Below are 16,328 nucleotides of genomic sequence, written 5' to 3'. Positions count from 1 at the left end.
GTTGAGGCAGCATGCCGAACTCATGCCGGAGCATGTTCGCTCCAAAGCCCTCATCACTCCCCCGGCGTTCGCCCCACCACAAAAGCCGCGCGGGCGGCCGCCGAAAAATCCTCAATTCGCCATGTCGTCGACGTCGGCATAACTGGGGAATTTTACTTCGGCACTTCTGAGGAAAATTCACGCGGCATTGCCAAACTCGGCATCATGGGGTTGGAGGCGATGTTCCAGTCCGCGTCGGTATTGGACATGAGGCAGACCAGTCTTTCCGGTGCCTGAACCTCCGTGAACTCCGTCTTCTGATAGCTTGAATTCTCCCCCCATCTTCATTTCGTTGAGCCACAACCCGCCCGGCGTCACGTCAATCTTGTGGATCACCGTCTCGACCTCGGGGCCATACCAGCGCGCGAGCAGTCTTGGATCGGTCCGGGCCTTCCAGACCAGAGTGCGCGGCGCATTGAAAGTTCGCTCCAGATGGCCCGGCGCGTCGGATCGGCGAGCGCCGCGAAGACCGTGTCAAGGTTATGGGCTGAAGTATCATAACCAATTTTTTCATAACGACGTGTGGCGGCGCGTTTGAATTGTCCGCAGTTGGGCAAAGTTGAAATGTCCCTTTGGTCGCCACACGGCATGCCAATCAGCCCCGATCTGACCGGCTGGACCGGGTTGCAAGATCAGATCGGGGCGGGTGAGGCACACCCCGTCGGCTTTAGCCTTGAGACAATCCAGCCGCTCATTCACTCCGCAGCATCGAGCCGCGACAACGCTTCCTTTCGCCGCGCAACCACGGCCGGATCCTGCATGAAATCCTTGCTTCGCCCCGGCTTGCGGCCACGCGGCTTATAGCCAATCTTCTCGCTGTTGCTCTTCACCTTCGACGAAGGCTTCTGATCCTGCAGCTCCTTGATGTAGGCCGGAACGTCACCAAGCCGCTTGTTCTCGGTGATCGCCGCATGCGTCACCCGCTGTTCCTTGTCAAACACCTGATAGGGCAGGGAATGTCCCTTCCATCGCACATCCAGCCGACCGTCAGCATAGGCACAGGTCTCGACATAGCGGCCAACCAGACCACGCGTCACCTCGGTCTCCTCCAGCATGATCCGCTTGCACTCGAACGAAAAGGTCAGCTGTGATCCGACATAACGCTGCTCGCGCTTGCACAAGATCTCGGCGAGCCGATCCGGCGCCAGATTCAGCGGCCTGTGCAGGTCGTTCGGGCGGGCAGGGACGATCGCAAAGCGCGCATTGTGGTCCTCGACGAAGTCCGGCAAGAACGCATTGCCCGCCTCCATGGTATCGATGCCAGAAAGCCGCAACTCCTTGACCAACCGGTCCTGCAGGGTTCGGTTCATCCGCTCGACACGGCCCTTGGCCTGGCTCGAATTTGCGCAAAGAATCTCGATGTTTAGCTCGCAAAGCGCGCGCCCGAACTGGGTCATGCCCTGACCACCCTTGGCATCCTTCTTCGCCACCCGGAACACCGAATGCTTGTCGGAATAAAAGGCGATCGGCGCACCGTGACGCTTGAGATAGAGCGCCAGCGCCTCGAAGTAGGTGAAGGCGCTTTCGGAACGCACCGGCGCGACTGGTTGAAAAGCTTGCGGTGCTCGATCCGGCGCGACGCTGGTTCGTCGATGAGCTCGACTAACCATGGGGCCGGCCGATCGATTTGTTCTTGCGCGGAAGGTGCCGGATACGCTCGCCAAGCCTTTCGTGGGCCGTTCGACGGTGGATGACGTTCCGTCGAAGTTTCACGCCGCCAAATCTCTTTCATCACGGCCGTTATGGTCTCAGATCGGTCGAACTTGCTCGGTTGGCCCAAACATCACACAAAAACTTTTGTACAGCACTGGACATAACGTGAGTTCTGTTTTAGACAGTCATGGACAAAACAGAACTCACACCAACTGCAGTTTACAGGAGACGAGATGCTTAATCAGAAAATTCGTGAGGTGATTGCGCAGTTTCGCAGAGAGCTTCCGCCGGAACTGTCTGCACTCATCGAGCAGGGCGCGGGCGAAATCAGTGCCCTCGATATCTCCGAGCGTGCGCTCGGAGCGGGGGCGATCGCGCCGGTCTTTAGTCTGGCAAACCAGAATGGACAGCCGCGTACGCTGGCCGACTACCTGGCTCGCGGGCCCGTCGTGCTCACGTTCTACCGCGGGATATGGTGTCCCTACTGCAATCTGCAGATCCACGAGTACGCGCAGAGGCTCGACGAAATCCGCAGCGCCGGCGCACAACTGGTCGCTCTATCGCCAGAAAAGCCGCAGGCGATGGAAATTTATCTCGCTAATGGCGTCGATGAGAGTCTCCTCGCCGGCGCTCCCGAGAATGTGCCATTCGACATTCTTCATGACGAGCGCAACGCAGTCGCACGCGCGTTCGGTCTCGTATTCACGCTGCCGGAAAGTCATCGCCGACTGCTTTCGATGCTGAAGGTCGATGTTGTCGCCGCCAATGGCGACGACAGTTTCGCGTTTCCCGATCCCGCCACCTACGTGATCGCGCCCAACGGCGTTATCGCATGGGCCTTTGTTCCAAACAACTACAGGCGTCGCGCTGAGGTCGAACACATCATCAAGGCGGTGCATGGCCTGGTCGCCTGACGCAAACTAAAGGAGACACAATGCCAGCTTTTTTTGTCGCTACAGTCAGCGTGAAGGATGCCGACAAGTTTCAGGACTACGCGCAAAAGTCCGGGACTACGTTCGCCGCGCATGGAGGTGAGCTGGTCTTGCGCGGGAAGGCCGAAGCGGCGCTCGCCGGCGCGCTCGCACACCAAGCCGTCGGCATCGTGCGCTTTCCTGATCTTGGCGCACTACAGGCCTGGTTCCAGTCGGAGGCTTATCAAGCTCTGATCCCGCTGCGCGACGCGGCTGCGGACATGACCATTATCATCTACAGCGCGCCAGTTTGAGCGGGCGGAAAAGGGGTCCGCAATGAAATCGATCGTCGCGACAATTCTATGTGTCGCGGCGTCCACCTCCAAGCTGATGAGTGATTCGAGGAAACGGGCCTTGCCGCGATCACCGGCTCGTGTCGCTCAACAATCTCACTGGTGTCACCGGGTGGGACCGCCTAAGGGCGGAGCATGCGGCGGCTCTTTGATGCTGGTCGCGACGTCTGGGCCTGCAATGTCATCGATTCCGTCCCGCTGGATTATCTTGACTACTTGGTGGCGGTCCACGCTTGACGAACCGACGCGAGGTATCCGGAGCGGTTGCGCAACATCTCCTCGACCTCTTCCGGCGGCGCCGCGGTCGCTTCGTGTTGGGCTGCCCAGAGGATCATTTCAAATAGCACAGGGGCTAGATCAATGCCGCGCTGCGTCAGCCGGTAGCAAAATCGGCGCGCGTCTGCCGGATCGCGGCGGCGCTCGACCAGGCTGTGCGCCTCCAGCCTGCCCAGCCGATCCGTCAATATGTTGGAGGCAATACCCTCTCCACCCTCGAGCAATTCGCCGAATCGGCTGCGGCCCTTGAGCATCAGATCGCGCACGATGAGAAGCGTCCATCGGTCCCCGAATATCTCAAGAGACACGTTCAGGGGGCAATCAGATCGACGTTTCGTGCGGGTTCTACCATTCATGGGAGAACCATAGGAAAATCTCTTGCGGTTTGCAATTGAATCTGGAACACTTGCGAAAGACAAGCGAATGGGATGCAAATATGAGTGCGAACGATAGTGCCATGATACTGGCAGAACGGATCCGCGCGATCGTCGGCCAACCGATACTCCCGAAGCCTATGTTCGGGGGTCTGACCTTCCTGCTCAACGGCAACATGCTTTGCTGCGTGTCGAACAAAGGCCTCATGGCGCGTGTTGGCGCTGCCGCGGAGAGCGATGCGCTGACGCGTCCATTCGCGACGCGCTGCCTAGGCGCTGGCCGTCCGATGGCTGGATTTATTCTTGTCGAACCTCGCGGCGTGAGCAGCGATTCCGAATTGCGTGCGTGGGTCCAAATGACCCTGGACTATGTCGGCAAGCTGCCTCCCAAGGAGCCCAAGGCGCGCAAATCGAAACCACGTGCGCCAAAACCGGCCGTCCCTCAATCAAGGAGAGTCTTATGAATGAATATTCTGTCCACTATCCGTTGCTGACCATCTTTGGTCTGGCGGTACTCTTTCTGGGCCTCAAAGCACTCGTCCTTGGTGCCGCGACAGCCGCAACGCGCGGGCGAATCAAGCAATTTATCAACGCTGAGGACGCCGCATGGTTGAAAGGAACCCATGTCGAGCTCGATTCCGAAGCAGTTGCGAGAATTGGACGCGCGCATCGTAACGACCTTGAAAACCTGCTGGTGTTCGCAATCGCTGGTGCGATCTACCTTGCCGCTGGCGCCTCCGAGATCGCGGGGATCATCTATTCCGGCTTTTACGTGGTCGCCCGGCTGCTTCACACCTTCGCCTACCTGTCAGGGCGCCCCTTGCTCAGGCGGAATGCCTATACTTTGGGGTTCTTCGTCATTGCCGTCATGGCCGTCCACGCCGCCGTGGTCTTGATCATCAATTAAATGCTGAACCTCGGAAAGGAGCCCGCACATGAAGAAATTCGCCCTGCTCACCATTGGATTTGAAACGCCTACACCTGAGATCATGTCGGCGTGGAAAGCTTGGTTTGACTCCCTCAAGGACAACATCATTCACCAGGTCGGACTTAGGAGCGGCCTTGAAGTCTCTGCAGCGGGAACGAAGGATTTGCCGCTGGGCCTCGATTCGGTAACTGGCGTGATGATCATTAGCGCCGCGAGTCTCGATGATGCCGAGAGAATGGCGCAGACCAATCCATTCATTTCCAGCATCCGCGTCTATGAGGTGATGGAGCGCTAGGCCGTCTGGTTTACAACGGGTCACCGCAGGTTGCCGGCGGTTGAGTTGGTCAGAATAGATATCGCTTTCGGTGCGTCTGCGTGCGGCGACCGCGAAAAGATCCAACTTTGGTCCCAACAGGTCTTGGCGGCCCTACCCGACGAACAACCTCTCATGCGTTACAAGGAGTCCGAGTGGTTCGATTTTGCAGCGGAGAGTCTTATCATCACCAAAGCGGCGCCGGGGCCAGAGATCGTTGATTACGTGGTCCAGCGGCCGGCCAGTCTAGGTGTGGAGCCTCAACAGGTTGTCCTTGGTTACACCGAGGCGGCTGATCGGTGTTTTGGACTCTAGGCCGCGGTGTCGTCCATGCTAACTGTAGCCGTAGAGCAAGACCGCCAGTTGCGCGGCGCGCCGCTCTCAGTTCGGATGGGCGACAGCGTAGACCGACTCGCGCGCTGACGTTCGGATGAAGCGCTCTGCCTCCGCGTCGTCCCTGGGCCCATGGGGCTTCGTTCCGACGTGCTTGAGCCCGAGTTTGCATCAGGCTTTGGCAAGAGCTTTGGCTCGGCAGCATGAGCCGTTGTCGGTCACAGCGCGGGTGACGGTGACGCCGAGGCTGGCATAGTAGGCTATTGCGGCCCCGTCAATCGCAAGAATGTCCCGACGCTCCGCTTCGATCGCATTGAAGCTCTCGCCGATGAACTCGGCGAACTCTTCGGCAAGCTCGGACGCAACGGAAGCTATTCGACGCAGGGACGAGGACGGACAAGCGTGAACGGGCTTTCTCCCGCCGCATCGCTGGCGGAGCGGCGCGCTTCGAGCGTGGCGCTCCTCGCTTCCGCCGCCCCGTGCTCAAGACCTCGATCGAAGTGCTTTCCTGTGGGCCTGTCAGTGCCCAACAATATCCAGGGCCATGTTGCTCGATACGAAACGCTGCAAACTTTTGGCCTCGCCGCGCATGCGCGGCATCAACGTCGTGATGATCGCGTCGGCGACCCGCCCGCTGATCCGGGTTATGCGCTCATATAGCTTGACGCCGATTGCATCCGCCACGGTCGACCCGGCGCGCGAGTGGCCGTCGCGATCCGCCAGCACCGGATTAATCGGTGCCAGACGCGCACAGGATTCCCGATCCGACGTGGGGACGCCGGGCTGTGACCTATTCGCTCTGCGGCCGCCTGTACTTCTGCCTCGTCGACGGAGAAGTTGACATTGGCGCGCATCCGCTTGAGGATCTCGATCATTTCGAGGATGTCGGACCTCACGGCCTCCGGCGCGTGAAGCGTTTGCGCGCCGGACGCGACCGCGGGCGGAACGACCGCCAACCAGACCGCAAGGCATGAGACCATCCGAGCGAGCGCACGGCCTTCCTCAACGCCGCATCCAGAATAGCTGCTCAATCACCTACCCGCCTATCGCAAGTGACATTCCGAACCCTCGTAGATTGTTTCGTGACGTCAGTCACCATCCCCGCAGGCAAAGTGTTGTTCTAGGCCGCGGAGAATTATCAGCGTGGATTGGTCCGCGCCTTGTCCGGCGACGGCCCGCGCCTGCCCAGCCATTTCACTGACCACGCGCCGACCATCGCCATGGCTCATTTTCAGTTCCTGCGCAGCCAGTCGGCGAGCGCACGGCCGATCGCGGCGGGCTGGTCTTCCTGAATGAAGTGCAAGCCCTGGCCCACGAAGGCCGTTTCCAAGTTCCTAATGAGCCCCGTGTAGAAGGGCACCGCCTGCGGGGGCACAAGTACGCCCGGGTCCGCATAGGCGAGGAGGACGGGCATCCGCGTCTTTGCCATGAAGGACTGGATGTCATTCATGAGTCTGACACTGGACGCGGGCTCACCCCCAATGGGAACGTCACGAGGCCATGCCCAGGTTGGCAGGCGATCCCCGATCTGGCGATAGGGAAGACCATATTCGCGTCGGGCCTTTTCACCCAGCGAACGGTTGATCATCATCGGCAGAATCTGCTCGACGAACATATTGTTCTCCATGATCATCCGGCGCCCTTCCTGCGGATCCCGCATGGCACGGAACATGCCGCCCATCTCCTTACCCATCGCTTCGTAGGAGGGCTGCGGGAAGGCAGGTGGCAGGACACCCTCCATGAAAGCGAGGCGGACGACCTTGTCCGGATGGCGGCGGGCAAAGTCCCAGGCCAGTGCCGCGCCCCAGTCATGGCCTACCAACGTGATCCGCTCCAGCCCCATCGCCTCGACGAAGGCGTCGAGATATCGCGCGTGATCGGCGAATCCGTATTGGATGTCGGGCTTCCCTGAATGACCCATGCCAATCAAATCGACCGCGACGGCGCGATGGCTTAGGGAGACCGAAGGGATGACATTGCGCCACAAATAGGCGGCGCTTGGGTTCCCGTGCAGAAACAGGACTACCTCGCCCTTTCCCTGCTCGAGATAGGACATGGTGCTTCCCAGAACCGCTATTTCACGGCGGGGGATAGTGAGCTCTTCGGCGATGGGAAGGGCGGGGAGCTTGGAGGCGACATCCTGGGCGGCAGCCGGCCGCGACGCCACCAGGGAACTGGATGCGACAAGCGCCGCAACTGCTAGGGTCTTAAGCATAAACATCTCCTCTCCGGCGCGCTGGTCGCGGCCGGTCATTTCGTGGTTTAGGGGGTGCAGGGTTTGCGAACGGTGGCGCTTAGAACGCGTCGTACACGAGGAACTCCATCTCGCCCGCGGCCTCCCGCAAATCAGACAGTGCCCGGCATCCGGGTAACCCAAATCCGGCGCGGGCCGCCGCGAGATCGCCAAGCCGGATCACGCCGGTAGCGTGGGGCACGCCCGTCCTAAGCACAGCCTCGGCAAATTTCCGCAGGCAAGTACCTCGCCGCCATGTGCCGCGACGGTGGGCGCGGCCGCGGCACTGTCGGACTCCATCTGAATCGGGATCGCGAATTCTGATTCGTAAGGCGAAAAATGCACTCATTCGGGGCTTCCTTCTTGACGCACGGTGTTTTAAGCATCTATGTACAAAACACGCCCAAGGGATTTTGTCCATAGGTGTCTAGAAATATTCTGGAAGGATGTCACTCTTGGCTCGACCCCTACAATTCGACCGGGATGCCGCAGTTGAAAAAGTGATGCAGGAGATTTGGCGCTCAGGCTATGAGGCCAGCTCCGTCAAGGCGATCTCCGAAAAGCTCGGCATCACCCGGTCGAGCTATTACAATACGTTCGGGACGCGCGACGATTTGTTCCGGGCGGCGCTCGCTGCCTATTTCGCGCAGTCCCCCGACCGGGTGCTCTATGAAGGCACGCCGGCTCGCTCGGTCAGATTTCTGATCTCGGACACGTTCCGGAAGGTCTGCGCGGCCCGCGGACGCGATCCGGAAGCAAGGGGATGCCTGGCGATCAACAGCCTCTGCGAGCTTGCTGGCGGTCCGCACGCGCAGCTCGGCTCTATCTTGGTTGCGGCCGTGCTCGCCAGCGCCGCGCGGTTCGAGACCTTGCTTGAATTTGCCGTGGCCCGCGGCGAACTCGCCGCCGACACTGACGTGCACGGCAAGGCCCTGGCCCTGCAATCGCTGCTGATCGGCATCAACACGCTGTCGAAGGCAGTGCGTAGCGAGGAGGAGCTCTGGCTCGCCGCGCGCACCAGCCTTGAGGGGCTTGGCATTTACGAGGGGAAAAATGCGTAGCTTTGACGAAATTTATGCGATTGCGGCCGAACGAAAAGGGGGAGCCAACGCGCTCGAAGTCCTGCTCGAGAGGCCACAGGCACCCGACAAGATCGCGGCCATTGCAGACGATCGGTGGCTATCGTCAATGGCGCGCAGCCTGTTCGAGGCGGGGTTTAACTGGAAAGTCATCGACGCCAAATGGCAGGGCTTCGAAGCGGCTTTCGAGGACTTCAACCCGCATTATATCGCCTCTTGCCACGACGAAGATGTCGACCGGCTCCTCACGGACAGCAGGATCGTGCGCAATGGCGCCAAGATCATGGCCGTCATCGACAACGCCCGTTTCATTTGTGACCTGGCCTCGGAGCACGGCTCGGCGGGCAGGTTCTTCGCCGACTGGCCGGAAACGGATTTTGCCGGCCTCCTGGAACTCCTGTCAAAGCGTGGCGCGCGATTAGGCGGCGTGACGGGCCAGAGAATGCTGCGGCGGTTGGGGTACTCCAGCTTCATCCTGTCGTCCGATGTTATTGCCCGTCTTACCGCCGAGGGAGTGATAGAAGGTGTGCCGGGTGGGCGGCGCGCCATGCAGGCTGTGCAGGACGCCTTCAACGAATGGCTCCGGCAGTCGGGGCGAAGCCTGACCGAAATCAGCCGCATCCTGGCGATGAGCATATAGCGGACCACCCGGGTCGGCACGGACACTCGGGGACTGTTTGCATCGCACCTAATCAAGGAACTTCTCCTCCAACGTGATTGCAAACCCCTCAACGGTTGAGCGGACTCGTTGGGCGAGCGTCGCCGGCCTTGTCCTGCCCGTCACCCGCTTCCACAATACTCAGGGCAACCTTCCGGCCGGCTGACAGGATGAGTTGGCAACTCTGATGCGAGCCGGCCATTCGGGCCATGACAACAGTGCCGAGCAGCGCCGCCATCAATGCCGAGGCTGTCGCGCGTCTGCCGTTCATTGCAGCGGTGAGAACCCGGATGGCCTCGGCACTACCTTCGTCGAGCGCATTCGAAATCCGGGGTGACGAACGTGGTGCTTCTGGACCGAGCGCGGCAAGCGGCAGCCGTCGCGGGGTTTCCGACGTGCTCGTCGGACAGATAGCGGTCGATATAGCTCAGTACGGCGTTCGTCTTGGCTTCATGGCCTTTGGCCTTTTTGAGATCAATCAACAATGTCGAGACAGCATGCGAGATCGCGGCGGCTACCAAATTGTCCTTGGAAGCGAAATGACGGTAGAACCCACCGTGGGTCAATCCCGCAGCCTTCATCACATCGGCGACCGCCGTCGCTGCTATTCCGTTTTCCCGAAACATCCCGGCGGCGACCTCGATGATGCGCGCGCGGGTCTGGGCGGTTTCCTCTCGCGACATTCTCCCCATCTCGAACATCCCTTCAACTGCATCATCCTTGGAAGCGCGCCATGGCCGAATCCGGAAATTCCAACGCCAGAATCCTCGTCACCAGCGCAGCAGGCAAAACGGGTGTTTCAACTACTCGAAAAAGGGTATCCGGTGCGCGCCTTCGTGCGCCGACGTGACCAGAGAGCCGATGCTCTGGCGAAAGCCGGTGCGGAGATTTTCGAGGGGGACCAGTATGCTTTGAACGACATGCGCCGTGCGATGACAGGCGTGCAGCGCGCATACGAAAGGGCCCCCATCACGCCAAGCGGGCTGCATTTCAATGCGGTTTTCGCGGCGGCGGCCTATGAAGCGGAATTGGAACATGTCGTAACACTTGGCCAATGGCTGTCCGCTGCGAACCATCCATCGCTCTTCACACGCGAGGTCTATTTGAGCGATATCCTGATCCGGATGTCTCCCAGGACGAGTGTCACTTCGGTCAATCCTGGCTGGTTTGCTGACAATTATTTGATGGTTCTCGACATGGCTGCTCATCTTGGCCTTTTCACCATGCCACTCGGCGACGGCGACACGAAGAAGAACGCACCTCCGTCGAACGAAGACATAGCAAGCGTTGCGGCGGCGGCGCTGATCGATCCGCAAACACACGCCGGGAAGACCTATCGCCCGACCGGTCCCGAGTTGCTTTCACCCAATGAGATTGCATCTGCGATGGGTCGCGCTATGGGACGCAAGGTCAAATATATGGACATCCCGGAGCGAAGGATGGTCAAGGCGCTGAAAGCGTTGCCACCATCGAACTATTCCGAGGCGGCGTTACCCAACTCGCGATCTACGCCGACGAGTATCACCGCGGCACCTTCGCGGCGAACACCCCGACGGGGATGTCCTCCGCGTAGGCGGGCGCGAACCGGAGGATTTCGAGAGCATCGTTCGACGCAGGGTCGCAGTACGTCCTGAACTCACGCGAAGCCTCGGCGCGATCGGCGGGTTTCTCAAGATCCTCGCCACGCGGCCTTTCGATCTCAAGCGCGCCGAGGATCCGCGCGACCATGTTCGGCTGGCAGTGCCGAGTTTCGCCCAAGATGATCCCTTGTGGCGCGACAGCCACCGTCCGCGGCCGTTGAAGCCGACGCCTGTTCGCGCCGCCTGACCCGTCTCCCCTTCCAATAAACTCAGCCCAGGAGTAGCCCAATGAGCTCTCTTCCGACCCTCATCGACCGCAACAAGCGCTTCGCCGTAGGTTTCGCGTCCGCCGATCTACCCGTACTTCCTAAGCTGCGCACCATCATCCTTGCCTGCATCGACGGCCGCGTCGACCCGGCTCAAGTGCTGGGGCTCGAACAGGGAGACGCCGTGGTCGCGCGCAACAACGGCGGCCGCGTGACCCGCGCCTTCATCGACGAAATGGCAACCATCGCCGTGATGGTTGCCCGCATGACCGGGATGGAGCAGGTCAGCTTCGACATCGTGTTGATGCAGCACACCCAGTGCGGCGCCGAGCGCCTCGCCGATACCGCCTTCCAGGCAACGCTGAAGGACGAGCTCGGCGTCAATGCGTCCGAGTCGGCTATCACATACCAGAGGACTGACCTGCTGACCGACCTCGATCGGCTGCGCGACGCACCGCGACTTCCCGTCATGCTCACCGTCTCAGCGCTGCTCTATGCCGTCCAGTCCGGCAGGCTGGAGGAGATTGCTGCGCCGCAAACCCTGGCCGCGCTGCGAACGCAACGGGACTAAACGGCGGCGTCACCGCCATCATTTGCCGAAAAATCTAGAACTTGAGGGGGTCGCCTGTAAGATGCGTCGGACTCGCCAACGCGCGGCATTGTTCTGACTCGGCGGCGGCTTTACGACCAGCGAAGCTGCCAACTATTCTTCCTTCCCGCGTGGGCAGGTGAGACGGTTGCCTACCCGGAGGAACGCTCATGCCAACCGACTTTTCAATCGACATGAGGCTCTATTGGGCGGCGTGACGAGCCAGATAACGCTGCGGCGGCTGAAATATTCCAGCTTAATCCTGTCGCCCGATGTTGTTGCCGTCTTACGGCCGAGGCGTGATTGAGGGCGCACCCGTCGGTTGCCTTTCTTCTGCGGCAGACCCGCTTGGAGCTCCATGGTGCACGTCTTGTTGGCCGCCAGATCGGGCCGAGCCCAGAGATAATCCTGCTCCCTAGTCAGCAAATGCCAGCAAAGCACGGTAAACTTGCATGCAAGTGCGACGGCGGCGATTTGACGGCCCCGTTTCGCTCGGATCCGAACGAAGAACGCGTGTAGGGGTCCGGGAGCTCTGGCGGCTGCCCATGCCGCCTCGACCAGCGTTGCGCGCGCGTGGCTGCGGCGGACCTTGCTGATCCGGCCGCGGTGTGCCGCGCCTAGACCCGGTTGACGCACCCTTGGGTTCAGGCCAAAGTAGGTGCGGGTCCATCCGGCATCACCAAACAGCGCCACGTGCGTACCGGCGCCGAGAGCCGTGAGATCCTACGCAAGATGGCGTGACCGGCGGCAGTGTCGAACGCCGCATCGCCAAGGCGCGCTTCGATCCCACTTACCTCATGGCCGATGTCGAGGTTGTCGCGAGTTATGAGCTCTACGACGTCAACCGTGCCAAGCTCGAAAGCTTGATCCACAAGGTCTTTGGTGCGGCACGACTGGACGTTGAGATCCAGGATCGTTTCGACCAACCCATCGTGCCGAAGGAATGGATCCTGGTTCCCGTATTCGCCATTGATGAGGTCGTCGTGCACATCAAGGACGGTACGATCACGGGTAACAAACTGCGTCCCCTCCCGCGTGATCGTCACGAACTTCCTCGTCTCGACCGCCTTGAGCCAGTGCAGCAGCCGTCTCTCCAATCCCCTTTCCTCGACGAACGACATGAGAAGCCTCCGATAGCGCGGCAACAAGAGTGCTAGCGCACGCTCTCCCCATATCCACCCCGCCCCCGCCATGCTACGAGGCCCCAACTGACACAACCCATCACCTGCGCGCCCCGAGACCCCACCATGCCCCCTGCCCTTTACGCCGACCTGATCGCCGACCTTCACCCGCTGATTGCCGAACTCGCAGAACATCCGGAGCGCTTCCAGACCTGGGACGCCCATCTCGAGCTCGTCGCCGCCGGTGGGCTTGTGGTGGTGAAGTCGAAGCGGGCGAAGGGCGTCGTCGACAGCCTCTTCCGGGGCCGAGCGCCGAAGGCGGAGGAAAACAAGCAGCTGCCGGAGGCGACGGCCTTTGCCGCGATTGACCGCTTCTTGCGGCTAGGCGCCCATCTGGCACTCGCGGATACCCTGCCCGAGGGCACCGTGCTGGACGAGGCCTTGCCCCACTGCGCCGTGCGCTTTTCCTATCGCAAGATAGGGTGCCCCGAAGGCTCGCTCGCTGTCGATGATCTTCATCGGCTTCAACGACGAAGCCGATGCGCTGGCCTACGCGGACCGCGCAGCCGGTACCCTGCCGTTGGCAGCCGTCCGGCCGCTGATCGGCGAAAAACTGCACGAGTGGCGCTGAGGACGTCTACTCGCTCGCCGCTCACGCCGTTCCGTCGACCACGATCATCGGGCGACCCTCGCTGCAGCATTCGACGCGGGCGGCGACCTTGTAGACGTCCCGCAGCATGGCGGGCGTGATGACTTCGTCCGTCGGGCCGCTCGCGACCAGCCGGCCCTCGGCAATCACCATGGTGCGCGTGCAGTAGCGGAGCGCATGGTTGAGGTCGTGGAGGGCGATCAGCACCGCCATGCCTTCGCTCGCCGCAGTTCTGCGCATGAAATCGAGCACCTCGATCTGCCGGAAGAGGTCGAGCGCCGAGGTCGGCTCATCCATCAGCAGCACTTCCGGCCGGCGTACCAGTGCCTGGGCGATTGCCACCAGTTGCCGCTGGCCGCCGGAGAGAGCGCCGAGATCGCGGAAGGCGAGGTCGGAAATCCGCAAGTCCTCGAGCAGCCGGTCGATGGCACGAAGCTCGTGCTCGGCGACGCGCCAGCCGCCCCCCTGCTTGGCCGCGAGCAGGACCGATTCATAGACCGTCAGCACCGCATTGGCGCCGGTATCCTGCGGCATGTAGCAGACCGCCCGCCGCTCGGGGCGGACATCCTCGACATGCACGGTTCCGGGCCCTGAAAGCAGGCTCGCGATGCGCTTGAAGAGCGTCGACTTGCCGGCGGCGTTCGGCCCGACGACGGCGGTGAGCTCGCCGCCCGGCAGGCGATCGGTGGTGATGCCTTCGAAGACCTGCGCGCGGCCGTAGCGGGCGCCGAGGCCTTCCAGTCTGATGGCTACCATGCGCGCCTCCGGTTGGTGAAGATGAGCGAGAAAAAGAACGGAACCCCGACCAGCGCCGTGATCACCCCGATCGGCAGGATGGCGCCGGGGATCAGCACCTTCGAGACGACCGAGGTGACCGAGAGCAGCAGCGCCCCGCAGATCGCCGAGCCCGGTAGAAAGAAGCGCTGGTCCTCGCCGACGACCATGCGGGCGATGTGCGGCCCGACGAGACCGATGAACCCGATCGTGCCGACGAAGGAGACCGGGATCGCCGCAAGCAGGCTGACCAGCATCATGGTCTCAAGCCGCAGCCGCCGGACATTGACACCGAAGGAGGCCGCCTTGTCGTCGCCGAGGCGCAGTGCGGTCAGCGCCCAGGCATTACGGGCAAAGAGCGGGATGACGACGACGAGGACGCCCGCTGTGACCGCGACCTTGGGCCATGTCGCCTTGGTGAGCGAGCCCATCGTCCAGAAGACGACGGCGGCGAGCGCCTGTTCGGAGGCGAGATATTCGAGCAGCGACAGAAGCGCGTTGAAGGTGAAGACGAGCGCGATGCCGAGCAGCACGATGGTCTCGACCGTCACGCCGCGGAGCGTCGAGACGCCGTAGATGAAGAGCGAGGCGAGCATCGCCATCAGAAAGGCGTTGATCGGGATCATGTATTCGACGGCCGCCGGAAAGATCGCCACGCCTGCGACGAGCGCCATCGCGGCGCCGAAGCCCGCCGCGGCCGAGATGCCGAGGGTGAAGGGGCTGGCGAGCGGATTGGCAAGAATGGTCTGCATCTGCGCACCGGCGACCGAGAGGCAGGCGCCGACGGTAACCGCCATCAGCGCGATCGGCATGCGGATGTCCCAGATGACGACGCGGAGCTGGTTTCCGACCTCGGAAGGCGACAGAACAGCGGAAACGACCTGGCCGAGGTTATAGCGGGCAGGACCGAGCGCCATGTCGGCGGCGACCGACAGCAGCAGGGCGACGGAAAGCAAGACCAGGATCGCGAACCGCCGGCCGGCGAGTGCGCGGTAGCTGTGGCGCGTTTCAACCCGCATCTCGCCACTCGTGTCGATGATGGCGCTCATCAGTTGTTTTCCTTGTTCAGCGAGACGAAGTAGCCCGGCTTGAAGGGGATCGGCAGGAAACGTTCGTGCAGGTCGCGGAACGTGGCGTCCGGGTCGAGATCGGCAAAGACCTCCGGATGGAACCATTTCGCGAACTGCTGCACCGCCACGAAATCATAGGGCGTGCCGTAGAACTGGTGCCAGACGGCATGGACATCGCCCCTGGCAACAGCCGGCAAGCTGGAGAAGGGTAGGCTTTCCATCATCGCCGAGAGTTTCTTGCGCGCCTGCGCGAGATCGGCGCCGGGGCCGATGCTGACGAACCGGTTGACGTCGGACTGCCCGCTCCAGTTGGCGCCGGTGACGACGACGATATCGGGATCGGAGACGACGAGCTGTTCCGGATTCAGGTCACCGGAGAAGGTGTCGAAGAAATCGGAACCGATATTGTGGCCGCCGCCGAGGGCGATCATCTTGCCGAAGTTGACCGGACCGAAGGTACGGCAGCAGACGGCGTCGCCGGTGATGCCGGGCGCCCGCTCGATATAGACCTTGGGCCTCCTCAGCTCGGGATGGGCGGCGAGCCGCTCGGCGACACGGGCGAATTGCGCGCGGCGATAGTCAATCAGCTCCTCAGCGCGCTTTTCGCCGCCGAACAGCTTGCCGAGCACTGCAATGGAATTCTCGGTATTGGCATCGGGATCGACCCGGAAATCGATGTAGACGAGCTTGATTCCGGCAGCCGCGAGCGTCTCCTCGAGCCTGCTCTCCTTGGCCGCCGTCAGGGATTCGAGGTTGAGGGTGAAGACGTCGGGCTTGAGCGCGATCGCCGATTCAAGGTCGAAGGTGCCGTTGCCGACATAGCCGAAGCGCGGCAGGTCGGCGATCGCCGGAAAGACCTCCAGATAGCTGTTATAGGTATCGTGGTCCTTGGTGATGAGGTCGTCACGCCAGCCGACGATCCGGTCAAAGGCCCGCTTTCCGACGAGCGCCGAAATAACGCTGACCTGACGGGCTTCGCCGACCAGCACGCGCTTGGCGGGCAGATCAAGATCGACCTGCCGTCCGGCGGCGTCGGTGATCTGCTCGGCAAGAGCGGGGACGCCCAGAAGCGGAACCAGGGCAAGAAGCGCCCCGAGTGACTTTGCAATCGACATGTCTCAACCTGCTG

The 16,328-nt window shown here is 61.6% G+C and carries 19 protein-coding genes and 3 pseudogenes; 12 read left to right on the top strand and 10 right to left on the bottom strand.

Features of this window, described 5'->3' with window-relative positions; all coding sequences use genetic code 11:
• Positions 1–142 (top strand): annotated as a pseudogene (locus EUU22_RS25595) (AAA family ATPase); the annotation flags it as partial.
• A 35-nt stretch (positions 143–177) separates the two neighbouring features.
• Here the strand turns inward: EUU22_RS25595 and EUU22_RS10880 are convergent.
• Positions 178–411 carry a hypothetical protein gene (locus tag EUU22_RS10880; protein WP_245484999.1) on the bottom strand — a complete coding sequence of 78 codons (234 nt, stop codon included), beginning with the start codon at positions 409–411 and terminating at the stop codon, positions 178–180.
• A gap of 323 nt (positions 412–734) precedes the next feature.
• Positions 735–1,574 (bottom strand): annotated as a pseudogene (locus EUU22_RS10870) (ISNCY family transposase); the annotation flags it as partial.
• A 351-nt stretch (positions 1,575–1,925) separates the two neighbouring features.
• Between EUU22_RS10870 and EUU22_RS10865 the strand changes: the two are divergent.
• Positions 1,926–2,606, top strand: coding sequence for a peroxiredoxin-like family protein (locus EUU22_RS10865; RefSeq protein ID WP_129332023.1), 681 nt, complete (start codon positions 1,926–1,928; stop codon positions 2,604–2,606).
• Positions 2,607–2,626: 20 nt separating this feature from the next.
• Positions 2,627–2,917 (top strand): DUF1330 domain-containing protein, encoded by a 291-nt coding sequence (locus EUU22_RS10860; protein ID WP_129332022.1) that lies wholly within the window; start codon positions 2,627–2,629, stop codon positions 2,915–2,917.
• A gap of 251 nt (positions 2,918–3,168) precedes the next feature.
• On the opposite strand, the gene EUU22_RS10855 is transcribed toward EUU22_RS10860, so the two are convergent.
• Positions 3,169–3,498 carry a winged helix-turn-helix transcriptional regulator gene (locus EUU22_RS10855; RefSeq protein WP_245484993.1) on the bottom strand — a complete coding sequence of 110 codons (330 nt, stop codon included), beginning with the start codon at positions 3,496–3,498 and terminating at the stop codon, positions 3,169–3,171.
• 191 nt (positions 3,499–3,689) lie between these two features.
• On the opposite strand from EUU22_RS10855, the gene EUU22_RS10850 reads away from it, so the two are divergent.
• The 3 genes from EUU22_RS10850 to EUU22_RS10840 are packed head-to-tail and all read left to right on the top strand — an operon-like array spanning position 3,690 to position 4,829.
• On the top strand, positions 3,690–4,070 hold the full coding sequence (locus EUU22_RS10850) for a TfoX/Sxy family protein (RefSeq protein WP_165351145.1): 381 nt from the start codon (positions 3,690–3,692) through the stop codon (positions 4,068–4,070).
• Complete coding sequence (locus EUU22_RS10845) at positions 4,067–4,513, top strand: MAPEG family protein (protein ID WP_129332019.1); 447 nt, start codon at positions 4,067–4,069, stop codon at positions 4,511–4,513. The genes EUU22_RS10850 and EUU22_RS10845 overlap by 4 nt, the downstream gene beginning before the upstream one ends.
• A 28-nt stretch (positions 4,514–4,541) precedes the next feature.
• Positions 4,542–4,829 (top strand): hypothetical protein, encoded by a 288-nt coding sequence (locus tag EUU22_RS10840; RefSeq protein ID WP_129332018.1) that lies wholly within the window; start codon positions 4,542–4,544, stop codon positions 4,827–4,829.
• A gap of 870 nt (positions 4,830–5,699) precedes the next feature.
• Here the strand turns inward: EUU22_RS10840 and EUU22_RS10835 are convergent.
• Together EUU22_RS10835 and EUU22_RS10830 are read right to left on the bottom strand one after the other, a co-directional pair.
• Positions 5,700–5,906: a hypothetical protein gene (locus tag EUU22_RS10835; RefSeq protein WP_129332017.1), complete on the bottom strand. Its 207-nt coding sequence runs from the start codon at positions 5,904–5,906 to the stop codon at positions 5,700–5,702.
• A gap of 505 nt (positions 5,907–6,411) precedes the next feature.
• Complete coding sequence (locus EUU22_RS10830; protein ID WP_165351144.1) at positions 6,412–7,395, bottom strand: haloalkane dehalogenase; 984 nt, start codon at positions 7,393–7,395, stop codon at positions 6,412–6,414.
• A gap of 464 nt (positions 7,396–7,859) precedes the next feature.
• On the opposite strand from EUU22_RS10830, the gene EUU22_RS10825 reads away from it, so the two are divergent.
• The gene (locus EUU22_RS10825; RefSeq protein WP_129332015.1) at positions 7,860–8,474 is read left to right on the top strand and encodes a TetR/AcrR family transcriptional regulator; all 615 of its coding nucleotides are present in this window, start codon (positions 7,860–7,862) and stop codon (positions 8,472–8,474) included.
• Complete coding sequence (locus EUU22_RS10820; protein WP_129332014.1) at positions 8,467–9,132, top strand: DNA-3-methyladenine glycosylase I; 666 nt, start codon at positions 8,467–8,469, stop codon at positions 9,130–9,132. Before EUU22_RS10825 ends, EUU22_RS10820 begins: the two co-directional genes overlap by 8 nt.
• A gap of 320 nt (positions 9,133–9,452) precedes the next feature.
• On the opposite strand, the gene EUU22_RS26140 is transcribed toward EUU22_RS10820, so the two are convergent.
• A complete protein-coding gene (locus EUU22_RS26140) occupies positions 9,453–9,776 on the bottom strand; it encodes a TetR/AcrR family transcriptional regulator (protein ID WP_369333640.1) in 324 nt (107 codons plus the stop codon).
• Between EUU22_RS26140 and EUU22_RS25835 the strand changes: the two genes are divergently transcribed.
• Positions 9,690–10,784: an NmrA family NAD(P)-binding protein gene (locus EUU22_RS25835; RefSeq protein ID WP_369333639.1), complete on the top strand. Its 1,095-nt coding sequence runs from the start codon at positions 9,690–9,692 to the stop codon at positions 10,782–10,784. The two genes, EUU22_RS26140 and EUU22_RS25835, sit on opposite strands and share 87 nt — an antisense overlap.
• Positions 10,785–11,018: 234 nt before the next feature.
• Positions 11,019–11,567: a carbonic anhydrase gene (locus tag EUU22_RS10805; protein WP_129332011.1), complete on the top strand. Its 549-nt coding sequence runs from the start codon at positions 11,019–11,021 to the stop codon at positions 11,565–11,567.
• Positions 11,568–11,900: 333 nt separating this feature from the next.
• Here EUU22_RS10805 and EUU22_RS10800 read toward each other — a convergent pair.
• Positions 11,901–12,278: pseudogene (locus tag EUU22_RS10800) on the bottom strand (transposase); the annotation flags it as partial.
• Between the two features lie 44 nt (positions 12,279–12,322).
• Here EUU22_RS10800 and EUU22_RS10795 point away from each other — a divergent pair.
• Together EUU22_RS10795 and EUU22_RS25975 are read left to right on the top strand one after the other, a co-directional pair.
• Positions 12,323–12,742 (top strand): GIY-YIG nuclease family protein, encoded by a 420-nt coding sequence (locus EUU22_RS10795; protein WP_342635419.1) that lies wholly within the window; start codon positions 12,323–12,325, stop codon positions 12,740–12,742.
• Positions 12,743–13,214: 472 nt separating this feature from the next.
• Entirely contained in the window at positions 13,215–13,337 is a 123-nt protein-coding gene (locus EUU22_RS25975) for a hypothetical protein (protein ID WP_280956484.1), read from the top strand.
• A gap of 21 nt (positions 13,338–13,358) precedes the next feature.
• On the opposite strand, the gene EUU22_RS10790 is transcribed toward EUU22_RS25975, so the two are convergent.
• The 3 genes from EUU22_RS10790 to EUU22_RS10780 are packed head-to-tail and all read right to left on the bottom strand — an operon-like array spanning position 13,359 to position 16,314.
• Positions 13,359–14,111 carry an ABC transporter ATP-binding protein gene (locus tag EUU22_RS10790; protein ID WP_129332010.1) on the bottom strand — a complete coding sequence of 251 codons (753 nt, stop codon included), beginning with the start codon at positions 14,109–14,111 and terminating at the stop codon, positions 13,359–13,361.
• Complete coding sequence (locus EUU22_RS10785) at positions 14,105–15,178, bottom strand: FecCD family ABC transporter permease (protein WP_129332009.1); 1,074 nt, start codon at positions 15,176–15,178, stop codon at positions 14,105–14,107. The genes EUU22_RS10790 and EUU22_RS10785 overlap by 7 nt, the downstream gene beginning before the upstream one ends.
• A complete protein-coding gene (locus tag EUU22_RS10780) occupies positions 15,178–16,314 on the bottom strand; it encodes an ABC transporter substrate-binding protein (RefSeq protein ID WP_129332008.1) in 1,137 nt (378 codons plus the stop codon). Before EUU22_RS10780 ends, EUU22_RS10785 begins: the two co-directional genes overlap by 1 nt.
• Between the last annotated feature and the right edge of the window lie 14 nt (positions 16,315–16,328).

This window comes from Ciceribacter ferrooxidans (assembly GCF_004137355.1).
Classification (GTDB): Bacteria; Pseudomonadota; Alphaproteobacteria; order Rhizobiales; family Rhizobiaceae; genus Allorhizobium; species Allorhizobium ferrooxidans.
This window is presented reverse-complemented; position numbering and strand designations above follow the sequence as displayed.

Coding starts and splice junctions, on each gene's coding strand:
- EUU22_RS10865 (WP_129332023.1), top strand. CDS start 1,926: ATGCTTAATCAGAAAATTCGTGAGGTGATTGCGCAGTTTCGCAGAGAG.
- EUU22_RS10860 (WP_129332022.1), top strand. CDS start 2,627: ATGCCAGCTTTTTTTGTCGCTACAGTCAGCGTGAAGGATGCCGACAAG.
- EUU22_RS10850 (WP_165351145.1), top strand. CDS start 3,690: ATGATACTGGCAGAACGGATCCGCGCGATCGTCGGCCAACCGATACTC.
- EUU22_RS10845 (WP_129332019.1), top strand. CDS start 4,067: ATGAATGAATATTCTGTCCACTATCCGTTGCTGACCATCTTTGGTCTG.
- EUU22_RS10840 (WP_129332018.1), top strand. CDS start 4,542: ATGAAGAAATTCGCCCTGCTCACCATTGGATTTGAAACGCCTACACCT.
- EUU22_RS10830 (WP_165351144.1), bottom strand. CDS start 7,395: ATGCTTAAGACCCTAGCAGTTGCGGCGCTTGTCGCATCCAGTTCCCTG.
- EUU22_RS10825 (WP_129332015.1), top strand. CDS start 7,860: ATGTCACTCTTGGCTCGACCCCTACAATTCGACCGGGATGCCGCAGTT.
- EUU22_RS10820 (WP_129332014.1), top strand. CDS start 8,467: ATGCGTAGCTTTGACGAAATTTATGCGATTGCGGCCGAACGAAAAGGG.
- EUU22_RS25835 (WP_369333639.1), top strand. CDS start 9,690: ATGACGGTAGAACCCACCGTGGGTCAATCCCGCAGCCTTCATCACATC.
- EUU22_RS26140 (WP_369333640.1), bottom strand. CDS start 9,776: ATGTTTCGGGAAAACGGAATAGCAGCGACGGCGGTCGCCGATGTGATG.
- EUU22_RS10805 (WP_129332011.1), top strand. CDS start 11,019: ATGAGCTCTCTTCCGACCCTCATCGACCGCAACAAGCGCTTCGCCGTA.
- EUU22_RS25975 (WP_280956484.1), top strand. CDS start 13,215: ATGATCTTCATCGGCTTCAACGACGAAGCCGATGCGCTGGCCTACGCG.
- EUU22_RS10790 (WP_129332010.1), bottom strand. CDS start 14,111: ATGGTAGCCATCAGACTGGAAGGCCTCGGCGCCCGCTACGGCCGCGCG.
- EUU22_RS10785 (WP_129332009.1), bottom strand. CDS start 15,178: ATGAGCGCCATCATCGACACGAGTGGCGAGATGCGGGTTGAAACGCGC.
- EUU22_RS10780 (WP_129332008.1), bottom strand. CDS start 16,314: ATGTCGATTGCAAAGTCACTCGGGGCGCTTCTTGCCCTGGTTCCGCTT.